Origin of the sequence: Thiohalobacter sp. COW1 (genome assembly GCF_016629505.1) — a bacterium.
Taxonomy (GTDB): domain Bacteria; phylum Pseudomonadota; class Gammaproteobacteria; order Thiohalobacterales; family Thiohalobacteraceae; genus Thiohalobacter; species Thiohalobacter thiocyanaticus_A.
This window is the reverse complement of sequence record NZ_AP024239.1, coordinates 2,482,952-2,505,886: the sequence shown is the minus strand read 5'-3', so window position 1 is coordinate 2,505,886 and position 22,935 is coordinate 2,482,952. Positions and strand designations below refer to the sequence as shown.

The window sequence follows — 22,935 nt, the reverse complement described above, 5'->3', positions numbered from 1 at the left end:
CGGCCGCTTCCACACGTGGCAGGCGTCATTCCTCCGAACTGTAGAGCAGCCGGTACAGTGACTGTACCACCTGCTCGTGGCGCGTCTCGTTCAGTTCCACGTCCTCGGCCAGATACCGGGTGTAGCTCTTGGTCATTTCCGTCAACCGGGTGAAGCGCAGCAGCCGCAGTTGTTCGCCGTCGTTGAGCAGCAGCAGGCTGCCGGCGTGGAACAGGCCGGCGGGAACGATGTAGCTGCGTGCCGCGTCTTCAGTGGTGAGCACGATGCAGCGCTGGTACTGGGTGTGGGCCCCGTGGCCCTCGATGCCGCGTACCGCCACGGCACGGGTGGTGCCGGGGATCAGGCGTGCACCGAGTTTCAGTGACAGGTCCGGATCGGTGCGCATCCAGCGGATCACTGCCAGGCACCAGCGGTCGGTATCCTTGCACTCCTGCACCGCCAGCAGCGAACCAACATTGATGTTGATATGTGCGTCGGCCGGGCAGGTGAAGCCGAAGCCGCTGTCGCTCTCGTCCAGGGTTGCCAGCTGCGCTGCGCTGGCTGAGATGCGCTGTTCCAGAGCGGTCTCGATCTCGGTCTTGCTGCGGTTGGAGGCGACGTTGGCGCGCTTCCACACGTCGTCGTCACGGGCGGTGTAGTCGAAGCCGTAGCTGCGCGGCTTGATCACCCCTTCCTCCAGCTTGCGGCGCACCTCGTTCTCGCGCCAGCTCTCCTGTTCCATGGGCACCAGCGACAGGTCGCTGCCGCCCTGCATGCGGTCGCCGTGCATGTGGATCTCGAACGCCTCCGGATCGAATTCGCTGCGGCCCGAAAGGTAGTAGTGCGCCGGGGTCAGCCCGGCTACCACCATTGCCTGGGTGCAGCGCTCGGCGCGCTGTTCGACGCGCGTTGGACGCCGGCTCCAGGCATTGCGCAGCCGGCGCAGCAGGTCGCGTTCCTGATGCTCGCGGTAGCTCAGTTCCTTGCGTTGGGTCAGCGTCATGACCTGGTCGGCGGTGATGCGTTCCAGTTCGCGTATGTCCAGCAGGCGGGTCGCAGCGGGCTCACCCGGACGGGCAGCCACGCCGTGGCGCGGCGGGGCGTCGCTGTCGAGATCGATGAAGTAGCGCTCGGCGGTGAGCGTTTCCAGCGGCTCGTCGTATTCCTCCGCGTGACGCAGACGCACCGCCCCGGCCCATTTGCGCAGCCGTGCATAGACTTCGTGGATCTCGTTCTGGAACAGATGAAAGGGATTGCACAGGGCCGCGATCACGATCTGGGTATAGGCAATGCCCAGCGACCAGTCGGACATGTGCTCGACCCGCGCGGTGGCCAGATCATGGCCCTCGGCGAAGCGGTAGAGTTGATGGATCTCCCCCCACACGCCTTCCGGCGCATTGCGATAGATGGCGTAGGCGATCAGGACCCGACGGGAGAGTTGTTCGGTGGCCTGGAGCAGACTTTCGTGCAGGATGGTCCGCGACTCCGCATCGAGTTGATCCGGCGCCCGGGCCAGCTGCATGGCCAGCAGCTTGTAGCCGTTGGCCATTGCCTCCAGCAGCGCCTGGGCCTGATCGTAGAGCGCGAGCTTTTCCGGCTTGAGAGGAAAGTTGACCTGTCCGCACTGGGTGCAGAAACGCTCGATCAGGTGTGCCGATTCGGCAGCGAAGGCGCTCATGAGGGCATGGCGGATGCCGGGTTCGATTACCGTCTGATTGATGCGTTTGAGCCGGGTGACCAGGGCGTCGGCGAATTCAGCCTGGTTGAGCTTGGGCAGGCTGTCCAGCCAGCTCTGGATGGCCGTGACGGTATCGTCCGGACCGGGCTGGTGGATCAGAGGCGGGATACTGAGATCGAGTCGGGTCATCACGTCATCAGCAGGATAGCAGATTCTCCCGCTTCAGGCGGGTGGCGGGGCCGACGGGTTGTCGGCGGCCTCTCCATCCTCGGCCTCCACCCGGGGGTCGAGCTCCAGCACGGCCGGCGAGGTGCGGGCCATGGCGACGAATTCGCCCTGCTCTTCGGTCGGGATGACCGCACCCACACGGCGCCGGCGGGCCGAGTATAAGGCCAGCAGCATCAGCAGGATGGAGAAATACAGCATCAGTCCGTGGCTGCCCGACCATTCGATGGCCAGGCCGGCCAGGATCGGTCCGATGGCGGAGCCGATACCGCTCAGCAGCAGCAGGCTCTGGCTGGACTCGAGCATGTGATTGGAATCCAGGTGGTCGTTGGTGTGGGCGACTGACAGTGAGTAGACGGAAAAGGCGCAGCCGCCGAGGGCCACCGACAGGATCAGGGCATACTGGAGGTGGGTGACGGAGAGAAAGAAGACCGCCAGCGCGGCGACCGCGCCGAGCAGACTGACATTCTGCAGCACCAGCCGGCGGTCGTGATTGTCGGACAGGTGGCCGATGGGGAACTGCAGCAGGGCACCGCCGAAGATCACCGCACTCATGAACAGGGCGATGCCGAACTCGGTCAGACCCACGCCGGTGGCATAGATCGGTCCCAGACCCCAGAAGGCGCCGCTGACCAGGCCGGAGATGAGCGCGCCGATCACGCCCAGCGGCGAGGTGCGGTAGAGCTGGCGCAGCCCCAGATGCGGCACGCTCACGGGCGTGGGCTGCAGCATGCGGGTCAGCGCGATCGGTACCAGGGCCAGCGAGAAGAACAGGGCGCTCAGCACCAGGGGTTCGGTACCGTCGAAGCCATAGATCAGCAGCATGTACTGGCCCGAACCCAGGGCCAGCAGGTTGATGGTCATGTAGACGGCGAACAGCCGGCCGCGGTTTTCGTTGGTGGCCAGGTTGTTGAGCCAGGACTCGATGGCGAGATACATGCCCAGCATGCTGATACCGGTGAGTACGCGCAGCACCCACCAGGCCAGCGGGTCCACCCACAGGGCATGCAGAATGACCGAGGCGCAGCCGATGGCCGCGAAGGCGGAGAAGCTGCGGATGTGGCCGACATTGTGCTGGATGCGCGGGCAGACATAGGAGCCGACCACGTAGCCCAGGAAGAAGCCGGACATGATCAGGCCGGTGAGATCGTTGGACAGGAACTCGGCGCTGGCGCGCAATGCCACCACGGTGCCGAGCAGGCCGGAGCCGAGCAGTAGCAGGGCAACCGCGGTCAGCAGCGAGTAGATGGAATAGAAGGTTCTCAGCATGGCGGCCCGGCCAGTTGATAGCGCGTGAGCATAGCAATGGCGCCAGTAGTAGGGAAGCTGTCAGATCAGATCGACAGCCGGCGTCAGGGCTTGAGCGCTGGTTCCTGCACCAGAACCCAGGGTGCGATGACCACTGCCCACAGTTCCGGGTCGCGCGCGCGCCAGTCGCGGGCGGTGTCGGTGTTCAGGTGACGGACCCGGTCGTCGGCCAGCCAGGCCTCGACGGCGGTCCGGTCGTCGTTGGCGAAGGCGACCGCTACCGCTACCAGGTCCAGCTCGGCGGCGACATGGATGACCACGCCGCGGGCGAAGTGGCGCTCCAGTTCCGCCCAGCGGATGCGGGCGGTCTCCCGATTGAGGGATTCGACGGTGTGGCGCGGGGAATGCGGGTTCATCGGAGGATCACTGTTCACGCCGTTCGGCACAGGCCAGGCACAGGGCGTTGGCCGGGTCGGCGTTCAGGCGGCCGGCGCCGATCGGTCCATCGCAGTCTAGGCAATAGCCGTACTCGCCTGACTCGATGCGTGCGAGTGCGGCCTGGATGCGCCGGTATTCGTCCTGTGCCCGCGCATCGCCGGCACGGGCCATGGCCTGGGCCTGCATGGCGTCCATGCGCGACAACCTGCCGGTGCGGGTCTGGTCCAGTTCCACCGTCGCGCCGGCCTCGCGCCGGACAGCGGCCATCGTCTCCAGTTCGTGGGCGCGCATCAGCAGCCGCTGCCGCAGGGCGTCGATGTCGATGTCTTCGCGCATGGGAGAAATGATAACGCAGCTTGCAGCGGCTCGATACGGGTCCCGCGGAGCCTCAGCCCGGGTCGGAGTGGAGTTCGCTGCGGTTGCGGCCGCCTTCCTTGGCCCGGTACAGCGCCTGGTCGGCCTGCTCCAGCCACTGCTGGGGTGTGCTGAGTTCAGGGCCGAGTTCGGCCACCCCCAGGCTGATGGTGTGGTCGATCACCTTGTCTTCGTATTTTACCGTCAGCGCTTCGATCTTCCGGCGCAGGCGCTCGGCCACATAGCGGGCGCAGGCGGCATCGGTGTCGGTGAGGATGATGGCGAATTCCTCGCCGCCGTAGCGCCCGGCGATGTCCGTGGTGCGGATGGTCTCGCGCAGGGTGGCGGCGGTCACGCGGATGACCTCGTCGCCGGCCTGGTGGCCGTGGGTGTCGTTGACCGCCTTGAAATGGTCGATGTCGAACATGATCAGGGAACAGGGCGTTTTACTGCGCTGGAAGCGGGCGAACTCCTGATGCAGGCATTCCTCCCAGTAGCCGCGGTTGTTCAGGCCGGTGAGCCGGTCGGTGCGTGAGAGTTGTGCCAGCTGCGCATTGGCCTGTTCCAGTTCCCGCTTGCCCAGGGCGGTGTCGGTGACATCGTAGATGATGATGCCCACGTGGCGGATGCGGCCGTCGGCCGAGCCTACCGGTATCAGGGTGACGTTCTGGTACATGTGCTCGGCCGGTGAGCTGATGGGCCGGTAGGTACGGAATTTCAGCAGATAGGGGCGTTGTTCCCAGGTGGTGAAGGCGCGGGTGTTGAGCTCGAACACCATGTCCAGTTTGCGTTTGAACCAGGCCTCGGGGATCTCGCCGAACAGGTTGAACAGGTTGTTGCCCATCACGTGCGCCGGGGTCAGGCCGCTGTGGTTCTCCATGAAGCTGTTCCACATCTGCACGCGGTAATCGCGATCGAGAACCACCAGGCCGACGTCGATGGTCTGCAGCATGTCCATCAGCCAGTGGATTTCCTTGATGTCGATCTTGTTTTCCATGCTCAGGTGTACTTCAGGTAGTCGATGCGCTCATTGAGCAGCTGCAGCGAATCTCCGCTGATGAACAGGGTCAGGTCGCAGTGGATGTCGCGGTCCTCGATGGCGTAGTCCAACTCTATGACCAGGATCTGCTCGTTGCAGTCCGCGCGGGGATGCAGCAGTTCCTGCCAGGAGGTGTGGCGTCCGAGGACGGTGGGATGACTCTGGCTGAAATCGATGTCCAACTGCTCGGCAATGCCGTTCAGGCAGGCACCGATCAGGATGCCGGCGGTATCCATGATCAGCTCGACCTCGGCGGCCGCGTCCAGTTCGCCCTCGTAGTGCATGAGTTCGGCCAGATGGCTGAAGCTGGACTCGGTGAAGCTGAGCAACGCCTCACCGCCGATGCCGGCGCCGATGAAGCCCTGGCTGACCACGAAAATGGCCTCGCTGTGGGGGGCGTGTTCGAGGGCCTGCTGCAGGGCGCTGCGCTCGGTCAGTCTGAGCCGGGGGACCGGCAGCTTCACGAACACCCCCAGGTTGCGGGCAAGCAGGTCGGCGGCCCGGCCCATGGCGATGTTGACGATCTCCTGGTGCACGTCCAGCGCCCCGATTTCGATGTCCACCTCGCGCGGCGCATCAGCGCTGCCATCGAAACGGATACCGAACTTGTTCAGGATGGTCTCGACCTTGGGGGCGTCGATGGGCTTCCTGATGTAGTCCATCGCGCCCAGTCCCAGCACCCGCTCGCGTGCCTCGGGCTGGATATCGCCGGAGACCACGATCACCATGGCCGGCAGATCGCGGCGACGGATCTCGGCCAGGGTCTCGTAGCCGTCGAGCACCGGCATGTTGAGATCGAGGAACAGCACGTCGCCCCTGCCGGCGGCAATGGCTTGCAACGCCTCCTCGCCGTTGGCGGCGAAGCTGATCTCCACATCCCAGCCTGCCGGCAGGGCGCGCGCCATCTGCTTGCGGGCGAAGCTGGAGTCATCGCAGATCAGGACGGGCGTGGGCATCGGGGCATTAAGGTCTTGCCGGTAACGGCACAGTGCTTGTTATTGGTGGAATGCTGCCATTATCTGCCCGTAGCGGCGGCTTGGCCATAGCTGCGGCCGCATCAGTCGTCGCCAGTGCTATGCATGTCAAATAATCGGCGGGCGTTGTCCAGCCGCAGCTTCTGCCCCAGTGCGGGATCCAGTCGGCCGATCCAGCCGCGATGAAAGTCGATGAAGCGGCCGTATTCCTCCCAGCCGGTGTCGTCCCGGTCCCAGCCGTCCAGCTGCTCGACCGGCCAGACCGGGTCCGAGCCGACCATGAAGCGGTCGGGATAGCGGCGGATCAGGGCCTCCCATTCCGGCAGCAGGGCGCCGTCGGCGGCGGTGATGGGATGGCGTACATAGCGCCAGGGGTCGCGGGCCGAGAGTTCCGCCCAGACATTGGGGCAGGCGGCGAGCACGGCGTCGACCGCTGCGGGTTCGAGGATGGCACCGGCGTGCGCCCACAGGATGCGGGTCTGCGGATGGGCCTGGCACAGCCCCAGCAGGTAGTCGTTGCGGCTGAACTCGGTGTGCAGCATCACCGGCACCTCGAACTCGGCACCCAGTTCCAGCAGGGTGCGGATGACCGGGGTGTCCCAATCGGGGGTGAAGCCGCCGATCAGGTGCAGCTCTCCGATGCCGTGGTAGCGGCCGCCGGCCAGGGCCTCGCGGGCCCGCTGCGGCACCTCCTTGTCGAAGGCCCAGCGCGACCACTCGCCGCTGTCGCGATAGGGACTCCAGATGGGAATGATGCGCTGCGGGGCGAGTTGCGCCAGTTCCAGTGCCAGCGCCGGCGGGGTGCCGATCACCACCGCCAGTTCGATATGGTGCTTGGCAAGGATGTCCGCGGCCGTTCGGGCCGGAGTGGTGTCCTTCTGATTCCACTTGTAGTGGATGTGGATGTCCGCCATCGGCCGGGGTTCGGCGGCCAGGCTGTGGCCACCCGGCAACAGCAGTGCCGCAAGCAGGGCAAGGGAGCGGAAGGGTGTCATGGAACGGCCTCCGTTATCCGTTACTAATGAGAGCGTAAGTTAGACGACACTCAGGGCTTCAAGCCGCGTCTGCATCAAGGCGCGGTGCGCCGGGAATGGCCCGGCCCTTGCCAAGCACCGCAACGCCGAGGCGGATGCGGCTTGAAGCCCCTAACAATCTGATTTTGAAAAAGACAGGCCGTTGTGTGCTCACGCAGGCCTGTGTTATCGAAGCTTGCTGCAGGAGTGCTGCAGCGGCGCTTCGTTGCCTTGGCCTGCGTGAGCACACAATGGTTGAGTGTCATCTAACTTACGTTCTCATTAGTAAGCTGGTTGTGCGCGGAGGTCAGCAGCTGCAGCTTGGCATGGCGCGGCAGCCGCTTGATGGCGGCTTCGCGGCGGCTGGCCGAGGCGCGACTGTGCCCGGCCTCGAGATAGACGACGGCTTCGGGGGTGCGGCCGCGGAAGTAGCGCGCCCCGCGCCTGTCAGCGTGCTGACGGAAGCGGCGCTCCACGTCCGTGGTGATCCCGGTGTACAGGCTGCCGCCCGCGCAGCGAATGATGTAGACCTGCCAGGATGTGTCCGTGAGCGCCATCATTCCGACATACTACTTCCATGGCAGCCTGAAACCAACCGGCGGCAGGTTGCGAAAATATCACATTCCGGCTTGATCTGGCGCAAGGCCTGCAGATTGACAGCAGGGCGGCAGGAACTAGTTTCGATAATGGAGAGATGGCTTTTTTCATGCAGTCTGAACATGGCCTGTCGTTGTGCCGATGCCGGGGAACGTGCCGGCACTGGATGATGACGGGTCAGGCACAAGGAGATGCAGGCATGTTTGATACAACCCAGTGTAGTCGTCTTTCAAGGTCCTGGATCGGCGTCGTGCTGAGTGCGGGACTGGTCCTGCTGGCCGTCCCCGTGGCGCAGGCCGAGCCCGTCGGTTATGTCTCGGAAAGCGCCGGCGGTATCGTCCGCAGCGACTATGGCGAATGCGTGCATACCTCGGGCTGGTCGGAAAGCCTGGCGATCATGGAGTGCGAGCCCGGGCTGGCCGCAGCAGAGCAGCCGGCGGAAACCGAGGTGGCGGCAATGGAGCCCGCACCGGAACCGGTGCTGCGGCGCATCAATCTGAGCTCGGATACCTACTTCGAGTTCGACCGGGCGGTCCTGACCCGTGAGGGGATGGACAAGCTCAATGAAATTGCCCGGACGCTCAAGCAGGCCCGCGACCCCAGTATCCATATCGTGGGGCATGCCGACCGTATCGGCGCCGAGGACTATAACCTCAAGCTCTCGCGCGACCGCGCCCACGCGGTTGAGCAGTACCTGGTGCAGCAGGGGGTGCCCGCTCAGGCCCTGCAGGTCAGCGCCATGGGCGAGTCCAGCCCGGTGAAGGAGTGCGCGGGCATGCGCGGGCAGGCGCTGATCGACTGCCTGGGGCCGAACCGGCGCACCGAGATCGAGTTCTCCGCCTTTGAGGTCGTCGAGCCGGAGCGTTAGGCCGGCTGTCATCCGCGCCATCGGGCGCGGGTTACGCATGACGCCGCCCGTTCACGAAACGGGCGGCGTTTTTTGTTCCGGCGCCGCCTCGGCGCTTTCTTCCGACCCCGGCTTGAATTAATGTGTCGGCAAACCGGGCGGAAAAGGAATAACAACATGCAACAGGAGCCTACCTTTCGCGAGAGTGTGAACCTGATGGTCGATCGCGCGATCAGCGCGGTCGGTCTGGATGCGGGCACGGCCAACGCCATCAAGGCCTGCAACGAAGTGCTGCAGGTGCAGTTCCCGGTCAAGATTCGCGGCAAGATCGAGGTCTTCACCGGCTGGCGCGCCACTCACAGCACCCATCGCCTGCCGGCCAAGGGCGGGATCCGCTACGCCTCCTATGCCGACCAGGACGAAGTCGAGGCGCTGGCGGCACTGATGACCTACAAGTGCGCCATCGTGGATGTGCCCTTCGGCGGCTCCAAGGGGGCGCTCAATATCGACCCCACTCTGTACGAGCGCGATGAGCTGGAACTGATCACCCGCCGCTTCGCCCTGGAGCTGGTGCGCAAGGGCTTTCTCAATCCCTCCACCAACGTCCCCGCACCCGACATCGGCACCGGTCAGCGCGAAATGGCCTGGATGGCCGACACCTACAAGCAGCTGCATCCCGAGGACATCAATTACACCGCCTGCGTGACCGGCAAGCCGGTGCATCACGGCGGCATCCGCGGCCGGGTCGAGGCCACCGGTCGCGGTGTGCAGTACGCATTGCGCGAATTCTTCCGTCATTCCAAGGACGTCCGGCGTGCCGGACTGGACGGCGGCCTGGACGGCAAGCGCATCGTCATCCAGGGGCTGGGCAACGTCGGCTATCATGCCGCCAAGTTTCTGTCCGAGGAGGACGGGGCCCTGATCACCGCCATCATCGAACGCGATGGTGCCCTGATCAATGATGCCGGCCTCAATGTGGAAGAGGTCTACCATCACATCATCCAGCACCACACGGTGCGCAACTTCCCCGGTGGAACATTCGAGGAGAACGGCGCGGCGGTGCTGGAGAAGGAATGCGATATCCTGATCCCGGCGGCGATGGAGGGGCAGATCACCCTGGAGAATGCCGAGCGCATCCAGGCGCGGATGATCGTGGAGGCGGCCAACGGGCCGGTGACCTACGGCGCCGACGAGGTGCTGAACAAGCGCGGTGTGGTCATCATTCCCGATGCCTTCGCCAACGCCGGTGGTGTGATCGTGTCCTATTTCGAATGGATCCGGAATATCTCCCATATCCGCTTCGGGCGCATGCAGCGCCGCCATGACGAGGTGCGCGGCCACCAGATGGCCGCTTTCCTGGAGGAAATGACCGGAGCCAGTATCACCGACGAGATGCGCAACCGGATCGCCCATGGCGCCGACGAGGTGGACCTGGTGCGTTCCGGCCTGGATGACAGCATGCGTATGGGCTATCAGGAGATCAGCGAGGCCCTGCGTGAGGGCGAGACCATCAACGACCTGCGCACGGCCGCCTATGCCGTGTCCATCCGCAAGATCGCGCGGTCCTATCTGGACGTGGGGCTGTTCTGAGTCAGGAGTGAGGAGGTTTGGTGGTGTAGGATGGGTAAAGCGCAGCGCAACCCATCGCAATCCTTTGTGGCCGGGCGGAAGCATGATGGGTTGCGGCGCAGGCGCCTGCACCCATCCTACCGGTTCGCTCCATCCGCCTGCGGGTTGTCCTGCCGGGGCAGTTCCAGTATGACGTGCCGGCCCAGTGCGCGGCGCATCTGGTCGATGCTGGGCGTCTGCGCCTGGGACGGATGATCGAAGGCCCCGCCGCAGATCAGGGCGCGCACGTCCGCCCGGCCATCCGCATGCAGCCGCATGTGCCAGGCCTGCATGATATCGCCCACGTCCGAGCCGAACAGGCCGATACCGATACCGATGCCGATTCGTCCGGCGACCTGGACGGCCCGGCTGTCCACGACCTCGCTGATGCGCCGCTGCACATCCGTGACAGTGAACTCACCGGCCGGGACCGTCTGCGGGGCATCGCTGACCCGGTTGACCTCCAGCTGGCAGTGCGGGGCGAAATGATTCACGCCGCGCCCGGTGATCCAGCCGTCCTGTAAATACACCCGTGCCGAGCGCGCCGGAATGGTGATCGCCTCGGGCAGGATCACCCGGGTGCCCAACGGCGGGGGATACCAGGGGCTGGCGGTGCCGCGCGGCGCCTGCGTGGCGCAGCCCGCCAGACCCACTGCCATGGCGGCAATAACGCAGAGTGCGCAGAGACGCGGAGACGCAAAGGCAATGAAATCGAATTTCTCTGCGCCTTTGCGTCTCCGCGTTCTCTGCGTTGACATCGCCACTGCCAAAGAACTACCGAATCGACTCGATGCTGTGACGCCGCTCCAGCACCTGCGGCGTGATCAGGGCATAGCCCTGCTGCTGCCAGTGGGCCAGTTCCGTGATCGCCGACGGTGTGATCACGATGAAATCCTGGAAGTCCTCCCGTCGGTAGCCGTAATCCTCGGCCGCCAGGCCGCACACCCGGAACTCCACGCCGAGCTGGGCGTAGTAGCGCATGCGGGCGACGGCATCCCGGTATTTCTCCTCATTGTGCCGGGCCACGGTGACAATCTCGGTGCCGTGGATGATCACCTTGATGTTCATGAATTCCGGGGCCTGGCCATAGGGCGCCTCGGTCAGGGGGTTCATGAAGGAGCGCAGCCAGTACAGGGCGCTGTTGATCTTGGCCGGTTCGTCGAAGTAGAAATCGAACATTACCTTCTGTTCGCCGTAAGGCGTCTGCTCGAAACGGGCGCCGGCGGGGCTTGACTCCGCTGCCGCCGGCGACAGCCAGAGCAGCAGGGTGAGAGCGACGAAGGTGCGCGGCAGGTTCATGATGGGCTCCCGGGGCAATGGGGCTGTACCGGCAAGCATAGTCCGCCGTAACGGCCGGGCAATAAAAAAACCCCGCCGGTTGGCGGGGTTTGGCATGCGCCGCAGTGGTCCGGGGTTCAGCCCTGGGCCACCACGTTGGCAGCCTGCAGGCCCTTCGGCCCCTGCTCCACGTCGAAGCTGACGGCCTGGCCTTCGGCCAGGGTCTTGAAGCCACTGCCCTGAATCGCGGAGAAGTGCACGAACACGTCATCGCTGCCGTCTGCCGGCGAGATGAAGCCGTAACCCTTGGACTCGTTGAACCACTTAACAGTACCAGTACTCATGTAAATTACCTCAGTAAATCATGTTTCAAAATTGTGAATCTAATTGCAGGTCGAGAAAGGCAAGGTGCAGGAGTAACCAAGAGGGCGCTTCTGGATGACCTAACGAACGTGCAACCAATTCTTTTCGTGGCCGCAGGACGGCGGGTGCCCTCGGGCGACCACGCCCTGAAGTATACACGATTATCGAAAAATGCAAGTAAAAATTTCGACCCGCTGCCTCCCGGGATTGTGTCGTGCATCGACCGCAGGATCAGTGATATTTATTGGGATAATCCCGGCATCGGGCCTATGGTTGAAGGCAGGCCATCACGCGGGAGGTACGGTCATGGCGGATGCAATCGCTGACGTATTGATACACCTGGACGAGACCCTGGACCGGGACGCCCTCAAGCGGCTGGAGGCGGCGGTCAGGGAAAACAGCTGCGTCACCAGTGCCGATGTGCCCGACAATCGACCGCATATGATGCTGGTGACCTACAACGCCAGGTGCGTCACCGCCGCGGAGATCCTGCAGCTGGTCACGGGGCGCGGCGTGCATGCGGAACTGGTTGGCATGTAGCCCCGCCGTCGCCGCAGCTACCGGTGATCGGCAGCGGGCATGCCGGGCAGGGGTTCATGTGCCGGCCAGGCGCTGGCGTCGATGGTATCGCGGTAGGCGTGCCAGGTGGCATGCCCCAGCAGCGGCAGCAGGAACACGAAGCCCAACAGGGCGGTGGCGAAGCCCAGCAGCACGCAGAAGAAGATGATCAGCGCCCAGACCAGCAGTGCGGCCTTGTTGCGCAGCACCGCGTTGGCGCTGGTGATCACGGCGGTGATCGCATCCACCCTGCGGTCCATGATCATCGGCAGGGAGAAGGCGCTGGCCGTGAACACCACGGCGGCGAATACCGCGCCGACGGCGCTGCCGATGGCCAGAAAGCCGGCCAGATCGCGCAGACTGTAATCCCCCTGCACCGGAAAGAATACATGCACCATGGTGGCCGCCCGGGCCCAGATCAGAAAGATCACCAGCAGCACCGTGGAAAAGATCAGCAGATCCTTGAGGTGCCGCCCGCCCTCGCGCAGGCAGTAGCCGGGTACGGGGCGCCGGCCGGCCTCGATCTGGCAGCTGAACGAGTACAGCCCCAGCGCCAGTACCGGGCCGACGAACAGGAAGCCGGTGGCCAGTCCCAGGTACAGTCCGAGGGCGCCGAAACGCCAGCTCAACAGCGCGATCAGGGCGCTGAGCAGTGCCATGACCGCCCCGTAGCCCAGGCTCAGCACCGGGGCGCGACGCATGTCTTCCAGTCCGGCGCGCAGCCAGCACAGCGGGGCGGTGGGTTCCAGTCTGCGCGCCGGGGCGGCGAAGGGCAGGGCGTCGATGTCAGGCCCATCCTCTTGCTCGTCCATGCTGACCTCGCCGTCTGTGATATTCGGTTGTAATCCCGACAGGGTTATCCAGACAGAGAATCGGTCGAGGTGGGGTGAAATTCAAGCCGCCGGGGCGGACCAGGCTCCGGTGGAGTGGAATCAATGTCAGTAATTTTTACAATCCTTTTCGGTCGAATAAAATTTTATCTTGAATATCAGTATGCTGAGGTTTCTGCATGATTCATGCATGGTGAGCAGTTCACTAGTATTTCACCCGGGCCGCAGCCCTGGTGCCAGCAAGGAGAAACCGAAATGAAACTGATAACAACACTGGCCCTGGCGGCAACCGGGGTGCTGGCTTCCGTCCAGGCCCATGCCGTCGCCGTGGACCTCACTGGCTGGACGGCCGAAGGCGGCAGTTCCTCCTGGAATGTCCAGGCCGGCAATGATTCGGTGCTGCAGACCGTCAACGGTGCGCCCACGGTCTTTTTCGATCCCAGCGCCACCAGTAGCCAGGGCACGGCCCTGAGCGGCAATATCCGGGTCGGCGCCGAAGGCGATGACGATTTCATCGGCTTCGTGCTCGGCTACAACAGCGGCGAGATCTTTTCCTCCAGTGCCGATTTCTACCTCATCGACTGGAAGCAGGGCGACCAGGCCGGTTGGGGCCAGGGCCTGGCTATCTCCCATGTCACCAACGGCTCCAACGGCAATACCACGGGCACGGGCGGCTCCTACTGGCAGCACACGGCCGGTGAAGTGGACCTGATCACCCGGGCGAACAGCCTGGGCAACACCGGCTACACCGACCTGATCGATTATGCCTTCAACATCATCTTCACCAGTAACCTGATCGAGGTGAGCGTCAACGGCACCACCGAGATCAGCATCACTCCGGCGGATGTGGCCGGCGTGTCCAGCTTCTCCGATGGCAGCTTCGGGTTCTACAACTACTCGCAGGCACAGGTGCTCTACAGTGCGATCCGTTCAACGGACTGCACGCAGAACCCCGATGCGCCTGAATGTCGCGGCGAGACCATCCCCGAACCGACCACGCTGGCACTTATCGCGGTCGGGCTGCTGGGCATGGGCGCAGCCGGCAGGAAGGCCGCCAGCCGCTGAGCAGCGGATGCAGCCACAAAACCCCGTTCGTCAGAACGGGGTTTTTTTATGTCCGGACGGGCCTGTCGCAGGCATAAAAAAGGTTCATCGCGCATTTCCGGGCAAGGCAAGCGAACCAGCCCAGCCGGCAGGTCGGTAACCCATAGCCGTCATCCCGGCGAAGGCCGGGATCCAGATAACTCGGCGGCCTCTGGATTGCGGCCTGCGCCGCAATGACGGATGCTGGCTTGGTTTACCTGTGGGGGCTGCAGCGACTCTTGAGCAACCCCGCAAATCTGCGAAGAACCATAAAAAAGCCCGCCGGAAGGGCGGGCTTCGCATTGGGCCGTGGCCGCGGCCTCAGCCGGCGGCCTTCTGCTGCTCGGTCGGGGCCTCGTCCGGGTCATAGCCCAGGTTCGGTGCCAGCCAGCGCTCGGCCTCCTCCAGGCTCATGCCCTTGCGCTCGGCGTAGTCCTCGACCTGATCGCGGTTGACCTTGCCCACGCCGAAGTAGCGCGCCTCGGGGTGGCCGAAATACCAGCCGCTCACCGCCGCGGTCGGCACCATGGCGAAGGATTCGGTCAGCGCCAGCCCGGCGTTGTTCACCGGGTCGATCAGCTTCCACAGCAGTGCCTTCTCGGTATGGTCCGGGCAGGCCGGGTAGCCGGGTGCCGGCCGGATGCCCTTGTACGCTTCCTTGATCAGGGCGTCGTTGTCCAGTGCCTCGTCGGCGGAGTAGCCCCAGAACTCCTTGCGCACCCGTTCGTGCAGCAACTCGGCGAAGGCCTCGGCCAGGCGGTCGGCCAGGGCCTTGAGCATGATGGAGCGGTAGTCGTCGTGCTCCTGCTCGAACCGCTCCACGTGCGCATCGATGCCGATGCCGGCGGTGACGGCGAAGGCGCCGGCATAGTCCTTCAGGCCGCTGTCCTTCGGCGCCACATAGTCGGCCAGGCACTGGTTGGGCCGCCCCGGCGGCTTCTGGTTCTGCTGGCGCAGGTGATGCAGGGTGATCAGCGACTGCTTGCGCTCATCGTCGGTGTAGAGCTCGATGTCGTCGTCGCCCACCTGGTTGGCCGGGAACAGGCCGAACACGCCGGCGGCCTTGAGCCACTTCTCGTCGATGATCTGCGTGAGCATCTTCCGCGCGTCATCGAACAACGAGCGGGCGTGCTCGCCGACGACCTCGTCGTCCAGGATCTTAGGGTAGCTGCCGGCCAGTTCCCAGGTCTTGAAGAAGGGCGTCCAGTCGATGTACTCGGCGATCTGTTCCAGCGGGTAGTCGTCGAAGCGCAGCACGCTGTAGCCGTCGCCATGGACCAGTTCCGGCCGGGGCTTGTCGGCGGCCGCGGCGTCGGCGCCCTGCTCGAGGGCGGCCGGACGGGTCGGGGCGTAGCCTTCCCAGTCGACCCTGGTCTTATTGGACCGCGCGGCGTCCAGGCTGACCCAGTTGGTCTTGGCCTTCTTGCCGGCGTGCATCTCGCGCACCTTTTCGTACTCGGCCTTGATCTCGGCGACGTAGTTGTCCCGGTTGGCCTCGGAGACCAGGTTCTGCGCCACGCCCACGGCGCGCGAGGCGTCCTTGACGTAGACGGTTGCGTTGCGGGTGTAGTGGGGCTGGATCTTCACCGCCGTGTGCACGCGCGAGGTGGTCGCACCGCCGATCAGCAGCGGGATGTCGAAGCCCTCGCGTTCCATCTCCTTGGCCATGTGCGCCATCTCGTCCAGCGAGGGCGTGATCAGGCCGGACAGGCCGATGATGTCGACGTTCTCTTCGCGCGCGGTGTCGAGGATCTTCTGCGCCGGCACCATCACGCCGATGTCGATGACCTCGAAGTTGTTGCACTGCAGCACCACGCCGACGATGTTCTTGCCGATGTCGTGCACGTCGCCCTTCACCGTGGCCATCAGGATCTTGCCCTTGGCCTGCTGGCCCTCGGACTTTTCGGCCTCGATGAAGGGGATCAGGTGCGCCACGGCCTTCTTCATCACGCGGGCGGACTTGACCACCTGCGGCAGGAACATCTTGCCTTCGCCGAACAGGTCGCCGACCACGTTCATGCCGTCCATCAGCGGGCCCTCGATCACGTGGATCGGGCGCTCGGCGTTCTGGCGGGCGGCCTCGGTGTCCTCCTCGACATAGGCGTCGATGCCCTTGACCAGGGCGTGTTCCAGGCGCTTCTCGACCGGCCATTCGCGCCACTCGAGGTCTTCCTTCTTCTCGGCGGTGCCGCCCTCGCCCTTGTACTTGTCGGCCAGATCCAGCAGCCGCTCGGTGGCGTCGTCGCGGCGGTTGAGCACCACGTCCTCGACCGCCTCGCGCAGCTCCTCCGGCAGATCGTCGTAGATGGCCAGCTGGCCGGCGTTGACGATGCCCATGTCCATGCCCGCCTTGATGGCGTGATACAGGAACACGGCATGGATGGCCTCGCGCACCGGGTTGTTGCCGCGGAAGGAGAAGGAGACGTTGCTGACGCCGCCGCTGACCTTGGCGTGCGGCAGGTTCTGCTTGATCTCGCGGGTGGCTTCGATGAAGTCCACGCCGTAGTTGTTGTGCTCCTCGATGCCGGTGGCGATGGCGAAGATGTTGGGGTCGAAGATGATGTCCTCTTCCGGGAAGCCGATCTGCTCGGTGAGCAGCTTGTAGGCCCGGGAGCAGATCTCGACCTTGCGCTCCTTGGTATCGGCCTGGCCTTCCTCGTCGAAGGCCATGACGATGACGGCCGCGCCGTACTTGCGGCACAGCTTCGCCTGGCGGATGAATTCCTCCTCGCCCTCCTTCATGGAGATGGAGTTGACGATGCCCTTGCCCTGGATGCACTTCAGGCCGGCCTCGATGATGTGCCACTTGGAGGAGTCGATCATCACCGGCACGCGCGAGATGTCGGGCTCGGAGGCGATCAGGTTGAGGAATTTCACCATCGCCTCCTCGCCGTCGAGCATGCCCTCGTCCATGTTGACGTCGATGACCTGGGCGCCGTTCTCCACCTGATCGGCGGCGACCTCCAGGGCCTCGTCGAATTTCTCATCCAGGATCAGGCGCTTGAACTTGGCCGAGCCGGTGACGTTGGTACGTTCGCCGACGTTGACGAACAGCGAGTCGTCGGTGATGTTGCAGGGCTCCAGGCCGGACAGGCGCATGGTCTCGACGTCATGCTGCGGGATTTCGCGCGGCTGGAACTCGGCCACGGCCTCGGCGATGGCCTGGATGTGCGCGGGCGTGGTGCCGCAGCAGCCGCCGATGATGTTCAGAAATCCGCTCTCGGCCCACTCGCGGATCTCCGCGGCCATGGCCTCGGGCGACTCGTCATATTCACCGAACTCGTTGGGCAGGCCCGCATTGGGGTGGGCGTTCACGCCGCAGTCGGCGATGCCGGCGAGCTCCTCGATGTGCTGGCGCAGCTCCTTCGCGCCCAGGGCGCAGTTGAAGCCCAGCGACACCGGGTTGGCGTGGCGCAGCGAGTTGAAGAAGGCCTCGGCGGTCTGGCCCGACAGGGTGCGGCCGGAGGCGTCGGTGATGGTGCCGGAGATGATGACCGGCAGCTTCTCCCTGCCGGTGTCCTCGAAATACTGTTCGATCGCGAATACAGCCGCCTTGGCGTTCAGCGTGTCGAAGATGGTCTCGATCAGCAGCGCATCGACGCCACCGTCGACCAGGCCGCGCACGTTCTCATAGTAGGCGTCCTTGAGCTGATCGAAGTTGACGTTGCGGAAGCCCGGATTGTTCACGTCCGGCGAGATGCTCGCGGTGCGGTTGGTAGGCCCCAGGATGCCGGCGACGTAGCGCGGCTTGTCCGGGGTCTTCGCGGTCATGGCGTCGGCGGCTTCGCGCGCCACCTCGGCGCCGGCCTTGTTCAGCTCATAGGCCAGGTCCTCCATCTGGTAGTCGGCCATGGCGATGGAGGTGCAGGAGAAGGTGTTGGCCTCGATGATGTCCGCGCCGGCCTCCAGGTAGGCGGTGTGGATGTCGCGGATGATCTGGGGCTGGGTCAGCTGCAGGACGTCGTTGTTGCCCTTCAGGTCACAGGGCCAGTCCTTGAAGCGCTCGCCGCGGTAGTCGGCCTCTTCGAGCTTGTAGCTCTGGATCATGGTGCCCATGGCACCGTCGAGGATAAGGATTCGCTCTTGGAGACTTTCCTTGAATGTCTTCATGCGTCAGTCTCTTGGTTGCTAAATGATTGGGAAATTTAAGGAAAATTTCGACAATTCTAACATCCGGGGCGGATGGAGTCACATCGAGACCCGCCTGCAAGCCACCCTGAGGGTCCCTAACAGACTGAAGCGGTGGAATAAAAACCAACTTGCAACGGTCGCCGCAAGGCCAGCCCTGTGCCCCTTCGTGAAACAAGGTATTTAATGTTCCACGAGGCGTTCGGCGCGGCCGGACACCAGGACCGCGTTGGTGTTTGTGGCTCGACATTTACCAGGTATAGTCTAGGTTTAATATAAGTCATATGCCTCAATTACGAACCGTTGCCTCCGGCATTTGACTCAGGTCATACACCGTGGGGAGGCTGCGGGCCATACTGCGGCCGCAATCGCAACCAACAGGAATAATGCGGGACGTGATTCCAGCCACTATGCCCGGGGACCGGGGCGTCACTCTTTTCGTCTTTTTTTTGCTGGCGCTGCTCTGCATGCGGCCGGCACAGGCGGCGTTGCCTGATGCCGACCTGGTGAAGCAGTTCTTTCCCGAATCCGACGGCTTCGGCGAATACGAGGGCGAGCCGCCGGTGGCGAAGGTGTTCCAGGGCAACCGTCAACTGGGCTATGTCTTCCGTACCCTGCCCATCGCGCCCATTCCGGCCTATTCCGGCAAGCCCATCGATATGCTGGTGGGGCTGGACCTGGGCGGCAACATCACCGGGGTACGGGTGATCGAGCATCACGAGCCCATTCTGCTGGTGGGCATCCCCGAATCCAGCCTGGATGATTTCACCGACCAGTACCGCGGCAAGTCGGTCGAGGACCGGCTCAAGGTCGGCGCCGGTTCGCGCGAAGGCTATGTCAACATCGACGCCGTCACCGGTGCCACGGTCACGGTGATGGTGATGAACGAGGTCATCATCCAGGCCGCGCGCAAGGTCGCGACCGAGTACGGTCTGATCGAGGCGGTACGTGAGGCCCGGCGCAAGCCGGCACGGGTGCGCAGTGAGTATTACCGTGACTCGGACTGGAAGGAGTTGACCGGCAACGGCGCCATCCGCCGCATGCTGATTACCCGCGGCGAGGTGGATGCGGCCTTCGCCGGTACCGAGGCGGAGGGCGTGGATGCCGCCGGCCAGGGAGAGCAGGACCAGGTCTTCATCGATCTCTATTATGGCCACCTCAATCCGCCCACCATCGGCCGCAACCTGCTTGGCGAAAGCCAGTACAACTGGCTGATGGCGGAGCTCGAACCGGGCGAACACGCCGTTGCCGTCATGGGTCGTGGTATCTATTCCTTCAAGGGCTCGGGTTATGTGCGCGGCGGTATCTTCGACCGCATCCATCTGCGCCAGGGCGATCATGAAATCGCCTTCCGTGACCTGGATCATTACCGCCTCAACGACACCTTCCTGCCGGGCATGCCGGAGATGGACGAGATGGCCATCTTCGTTGTCCGCGCCGAGCACGAGTTCAACCCCGGTGCGATGTGGGAGGTGGAACTGCTGGTACGGCGTCAGACCGGGCCGCTGGACAGTGTGTTCACCAGCTTTGCCTCCACCTACGAGATACCCGAGGCCTATATCGAGCGGCCTGAACCGGAGATCGTCGAGGCGGAGGAGCCCGTTCCCATGTGGATGACGGTCTGGCAGGAGCGCAAATTCCGCATCGGCGTGCTGGTGGGCAGCCTGGTGCTGCTGACCCTGATCATGGCGCTGCAGGACTGGCTGGTGCGTTACCCGAAATTGATGCGCTATCTGCGCAACGGCTTCCTGGTCTACACCCTGTTCTTCATCGGCTGGTACCTGCTGGGTCAGCTGTCGGTGGTGAATGTCTTTACCTTCACCGGCGCCATCCTGCACCAGGACTTCAGCTGGAGCACCTTCCTGATCGACCCCACCATGTTCATCCTGTGGGTGTTCGTGGCGGCCGCGCTGCTGTTGTGGGGGCGCGGGGTCTACTGCGGCTGGCTGTGCCCGTTCGGCGCGCTGCAGAAACTGACCAACGAAATCGCCCGCAAGCTGAAGGTGCCCCAGTACCAGCTGCCGCAGGTGGTGCATGACCGGTTGTGGGGCATCAAGTACATCATCCTGCTGGTGCTGTTCGGCGTCTCGCTGCAGTCGCTGGGCCAGGCCGAGCGCTATGCCGAGATCGAACCGTTCAAGACCGCCATCACGCTGCGCTTTGACCGTGACCTGCCCTTCGTGCTTTACGCCCTCGGGCTGGTGGTGATTTCGGCCTTCAACTGCAAATTCTTCTGCAAGTACATGTGCCCGCTGGGTGCCGCCCTGGCCGTGCCGGCGAAGTTCCGCCTCACCTTCTGGCTGCGCCGGCGCAAGGAATGCGGCAACCCCTGTCAGATCTGTGCCAACGAATGCGAGATCCAGGCCATTCACCATACCGGCGAGATCAACATGGACGAGTGCCATTTCTGCATGGACTGCCAGATCACCTACTGGGACAACCACAAGTGCCCGCCGCTGATCGAGAAGCGCAAGAAGCGCGAACGCGCCGCCCGGCGCCAGCGGCAGCAGCAGGGAGAGGATCAGAAGGGTAGCGGCCCGGGCGGGCTGCCCCTGGAGATCGAGCCGGCCGGGTCCACGTCCGGCTCGCAGTGAGTCAACAAAAACACACCATGATGGAGGTGCGACGATGAGCAGCAATTCGGATCATTTTGGCCTTACCCGACGCGGTTTCCTGGGTGCGGCGGCCGCCGGCGCGGCCGGCATGAGCATGGGCTCGCTGAGTTTCCGGCCGGCAGAGGCGGCCGAATCCAATCCGGCGCACGTCGGTCCGGGCGAGCTGGATGAGTACTACGGCTTCTGGAGCGGCGGCCAGTCGGGCGAGGTGCGTATTATCGGTATCCCGTCCATGCGTGAACTGATGCGCATCCCGGTGTTCAACTACTGCGGTGCCACCGGCTGGGGTCAGACCAACGAGTCCAAGGCCATCCTGGGTGAGAACGCGCCGCTCAACGGCGACACCCACCATCCGCACATGAGCTTCACCAACGGCACCTACGACGGCAGGTACGTCTGGATCAACGACAAGGCCAACACGCGCGTGGCGCGCATCCGCTGCGACGTGATGAAGACCGACAAGATCACCACCATCCCCAATGTCCAGGCCATCCACGGTCTGCGGCCGCAGAAGGCGCCCAAGACCAAGTATGTGTTCTGCAATGCCGAGTTCCGCATGCCGCATCCCAATGACGGGAGCAACATGCTGGACAACGACAAGTACTACACCATGTTCAATGCCGTGGACGCCGAGACCATGGAGGTGGCCTGGCAGGTTATCGTCGATGGCAACCTGGACAATACCGATGCCGACTACAAGGGCACCTATGCGGCCTCCACCTGCTACAACTCCGAGGAAGGCTTTACCCTGCCAGAGACCATGCGCAACGAGCGCGACTGGGTGGTGGTATTCAATATCCCGCGCATCGAGGCGGCGGTGAAGAACGGCGATTTCATCACCCTGGGCGACTCGGACGTGCCGGTGGTCGACGGCCGTCACGGCTCGAAGCTGACCGCCTATGTCCCGACCCCCAAGAGCCCGCACGGCCTGAACACCTCGCCCGACGGCAAGTACTTCGTCGCCAACGGCAAGCTCTCGCCCACTGTGACCGTGATCAGCATCGACAAGCTGGATGACCTGTTCGCCGGCAAGCTCAATGAGGAGCGCGACGTGGTGGTGGCAGAACCGGAACTGGGTCTGGGGCCGCTGCACACCGCATTCGACGGCCGCGGCAACGCCTACACCACCCTGTTCATCGACAGCCAGATCGCCAAGTGGAATGTGGATGATGCCATCCGTGCCTACCAGGGCGAGGAGGTCAATTACATCCGCCAGAAGCTGGACGTGCATTACCAGCCCGGCCACAACCACACCAGCATGGGCGAGACCAACGAGGCCGACGGCAAATGGCTGATGTCGCTGTGCAAGTTCTCCAAGGACCGGTTCCTGCCCGTCGGGCCGCTGCGCGCCGAGAACGACCAGCTGATCGACATCTCGGGCGACGAGATGAAGCTGGTGCATGACGGCCCCGCCTTCGCCGAACCGCACGACTGCATCATCGTGCACCGGAGCAAGATCCGCACCAAGAAGCTCTGGGACCGGGACGACCCTATGTTCGCACCCAGCCTGGAGCGGGCGAAGAAGGACGGCATCACCCTGGAGAAGGACAACAAGGTGATCCGCGACGGCAACAAGGTGCGGGTCTACATGACATCGGCCGCGCCCAATTTCGGGTTGGAGAGTTTTACTGTCAAACAGGGCGACGAGGTGACCGTGACCATCACCAATGTGGACAAGATCGAGGATCTCACGCACGGCTTCACTGTGATCAACCACGGCGTTGCCATGGAGATCGGGCCGCAGCAGACCTCCTCGGTGACCTTCACTGCCGACAAGGCCGGAACGCACTGGTTCTACTGCCAGTGGTTCTGTCATGCCCTGCATATGGAGATGCGCGGGCGGATGTTCGTCGAGCCGGCGTGACGACCGGTTCGAGAGGCATGAACATGCCCGCGTAGTTCTCTACCTTCGTCATTCCGGTGAAAGCCGGAATCCATCGGCCGCAGCGGTCTGTGGATTACTCGCGTTGCTCGCCCTCCGGGCCGCCCTGCGTACCCATGGGGCATAAAGGCGTTCAACGCGCTTCGCGCTTTTGTCCGGCATACGCCGGGATGACGTTATTGTGCCAGGTGGCTCCTT

General features: G+C 63.9%; 19 protein-coding genes. 6 read left to right on the top strand and 13 right to left on the bottom strand.

Translation table 11 applies throughout. From position 1 onward, the window contains the following. Positions 1-25: 25 nt before the first annotated feature. From COW1_RS11755 to COW1_RS11720, 8 genes are all read right to left on the bottom strand, one after another. Complete coding sequence (locus COW1_RS11755; RefSeq protein ID WP_201344313.1) at positions 26-1,846, bottom strand: hypothetical protein; 1,821 nt, start codon at positions 1,844-1,846, stop codon at positions 26-28. 33 nt (positions 1,847-1,879) lie between these two features. Continuing rightward, the gene (locus COW1_RS11750; protein WP_201344312.1) at positions 1,880-3,151 is read right to left on the bottom strand and encodes an MFS transporter; all 1,272 of its coding nucleotides are present in this window, start codon (positions 3,149-3,151) and stop codon (positions 1,880-1,882) included. Positions 3,152-3,234: 83 nt separating this feature from the next. Beyond that, a complete protein-coding gene (locus tag COW1_RS11745; RefSeq protein WP_201344311.1) occupies positions 3,235-3,546 on the bottom strand; it encodes a DUF2288 domain-containing protein in 312 nt (103 codons plus the stop codon). Between the two features lie 7 nt (positions 3,547-3,553). Then, positions 3,554-3,904 carry a TraR/DksA C4-type zinc finger protein gene (locus tag COW1_RS11740; protein WP_201344310.1) on the bottom strand — a complete coding sequence of 117 codons (351 nt, stop codon included), beginning with the start codon at positions 3,902-3,904 and terminating at the stop codon, positions 3,554-3,556. A gap of 52 nt (positions 3,905-3,956) precedes the next feature. Next, positions 3,957-4,919 (bottom strand): diguanylate cyclase, encoded by a 963-nt coding sequence (locus COW1_RS11735; protein WP_096364235.1) that lies wholly within the window; start codon positions 4,917-4,919, stop codon positions 3,957-3,959. Between the two features lie 2 nt (positions 4,920-4,921). Further along, a complete protein-coding gene (locus tag COW1_RS11730) occupies positions 4,922-5,917 on the bottom strand; it encodes a response regulator (protein WP_096364237.1) in 996 nt (331 codons plus the stop codon). A 101-nt stretch (positions 5,918-6,018) separates the two neighbouring features. Continuing rightward, positions 6,019-6,930: a hypothetical protein gene (locus tag COW1_RS11725; protein WP_096364240.1), complete on the bottom strand. Its 912-nt coding sequence runs from the start codon at positions 6,928-6,930 to the stop codon at positions 6,019-6,021. A 284-nt stretch (positions 6,931-7,214) separates the two neighbouring features. Further along, positions 7,215-7,508, bottom strand: a complete 294-nt coding sequence (locus tag COW1_RS11720) for a GIY-YIG nuclease family protein (protein ID WP_231971546.1) — start codon at positions 7,506-7,508, stop codon at positions 7,215-7,217. Between the two features lie 236 nt (positions 7,509-7,744). Here COW1_RS11720 and COW1_RS11715 point away from each other — a divergent pair, with 236 nt between their 5' ends. Beyond that, a complete protein-coding gene (locus COW1_RS11715) occupies positions 7,745-8,413 on the top strand; it encodes an OmpA family protein (RefSeq protein WP_157745241.1) in 669 nt (222 codons plus the stop codon). Between the two features lie 156 nt (positions 8,414-8,569). Further along, a complete protein-coding gene (locus tag COW1_RS11710) occupies positions 8,570-9,982 on the top strand; it encodes a Glu/Leu/Phe/Val dehydrogenase (protein ID WP_197702973.1) in 1,413 nt (470 codons plus the stop codon). Between the two features lie 116 nt (positions 9,983-10,098). On the opposite strand, the gene COW1_RS11705 is transcribed toward COW1_RS11710, so the two are convergent. The 3 genes from COW1_RS11705 to COW1_RS11695 all read right to left on the bottom strand — a co-directional run bounded on the left by COW1_RS11705 (position 10,099) and on the right by COW1_RS11695 (position 11,622). Beyond that, positions 10,099-10,659, bottom strand: coding sequence for a hypothetical protein (locus COW1_RS11705; protein WP_201344309.1), 561 nt, complete (start codon positions 10,657-10,659; stop codon positions 10,099-10,101). A gap of 115 nt (positions 10,660-10,774) precedes the next feature. Next, the gene (locus COW1_RS11700) at positions 10,775-11,299 is read right to left on the bottom strand and encodes a DsrE family protein (protein WP_201344308.1); all 525 of its coding nucleotides are present in this window, start codon (positions 11,297-11,299) and stop codon (positions 10,775-10,777) included. A 116-nt stretch (positions 11,300-11,415) separates the two neighbouring features. Continuing rightward, positions 11,416-11,622, bottom strand: a complete 207-nt coding sequence (locus COW1_RS11695) for a cold-shock protein (RefSeq protein ID WP_096364248.1) — start codon at positions 11,620-11,622, stop codon at positions 11,416-11,418. Positions 11,623-11,947: 325 nt separating this feature from the next. Between COW1_RS11695 and COW1_RS11690 the strand changes: the two genes are divergently transcribed. Then, positions 11,948-12,181, top strand: coding sequence for an ATP-binding protein (locus tag COW1_RS11690; protein ID WP_201344307.1), 234 nt, complete (start codon positions 11,948-11,950; stop codon positions 12,179-12,181). Between the two features lie 17 nt (positions 12,182-12,198). Here the strand turns inward: COW1_RS11690 and COW1_RS11685 are convergent, their stop codons facing one another. Next, a complete protein-coding gene (locus COW1_RS11685) occupies positions 12,199-13,011 on the bottom strand; it encodes a DUF2189 domain-containing protein (RefSeq protein ID WP_201344306.1) in 813 nt (270 codons plus the stop codon). Between the two features lie 273 nt (positions 13,012-13,284). Here COW1_RS11685 and COW1_RS11680 point away from each other — a divergent pair, with 273 nt between their 5' ends. Next, on the top strand, positions 13,285-14,094 hold the full coding sequence (locus tag COW1_RS11680) for a PEP-CTERM sorting domain-containing protein (RefSeq protein WP_201344305.1): 810 nt from the start codon (positions 13,285-13,287) through the stop codon (positions 14,092-14,094). 339 nt (positions 14,095-14,433) lie between these two features. Here COW1_RS11680 and metH read toward each other — a convergent pair whose 3' ends face one another. Beyond that, positions 14,434-18,222, bottom strand: a complete 3,789-nt coding sequence (gene metH / locus COW1_RS11675) for a methionine synthase (protein ID WP_201344304.1) — start codon at positions 18,220-18,222, stop codon at positions 14,434-14,436. A 485-nt stretch (positions 18,223-18,707) separates the two neighbouring features. Between metH and nosR the strand changes: the two genes are divergently transcribed. Further along, complete coding sequence (nosR, locus tag COW1_RS11670; protein ID WP_242466427.1) at positions 18,708-20,834, top strand: transcriptional regulator NosR; 2,127 nt, start codon at positions 18,708-18,710, stop codon at positions 20,832-20,834. A gap of 34 nt (positions 20,835-20,868) precedes the next feature. Next, complete coding sequence (nosZ, locus tag COW1_RS11665) at positions 20,869-22,719, top strand: TAT-dependent nitrous-oxide reductase (protein ID WP_201344302.1); 1,851 nt, start codon at positions 20,869-20,871, stop codon at positions 22,717-22,719. Positions 22,720-22,935 lie beyond the last annotated feature (216 nt).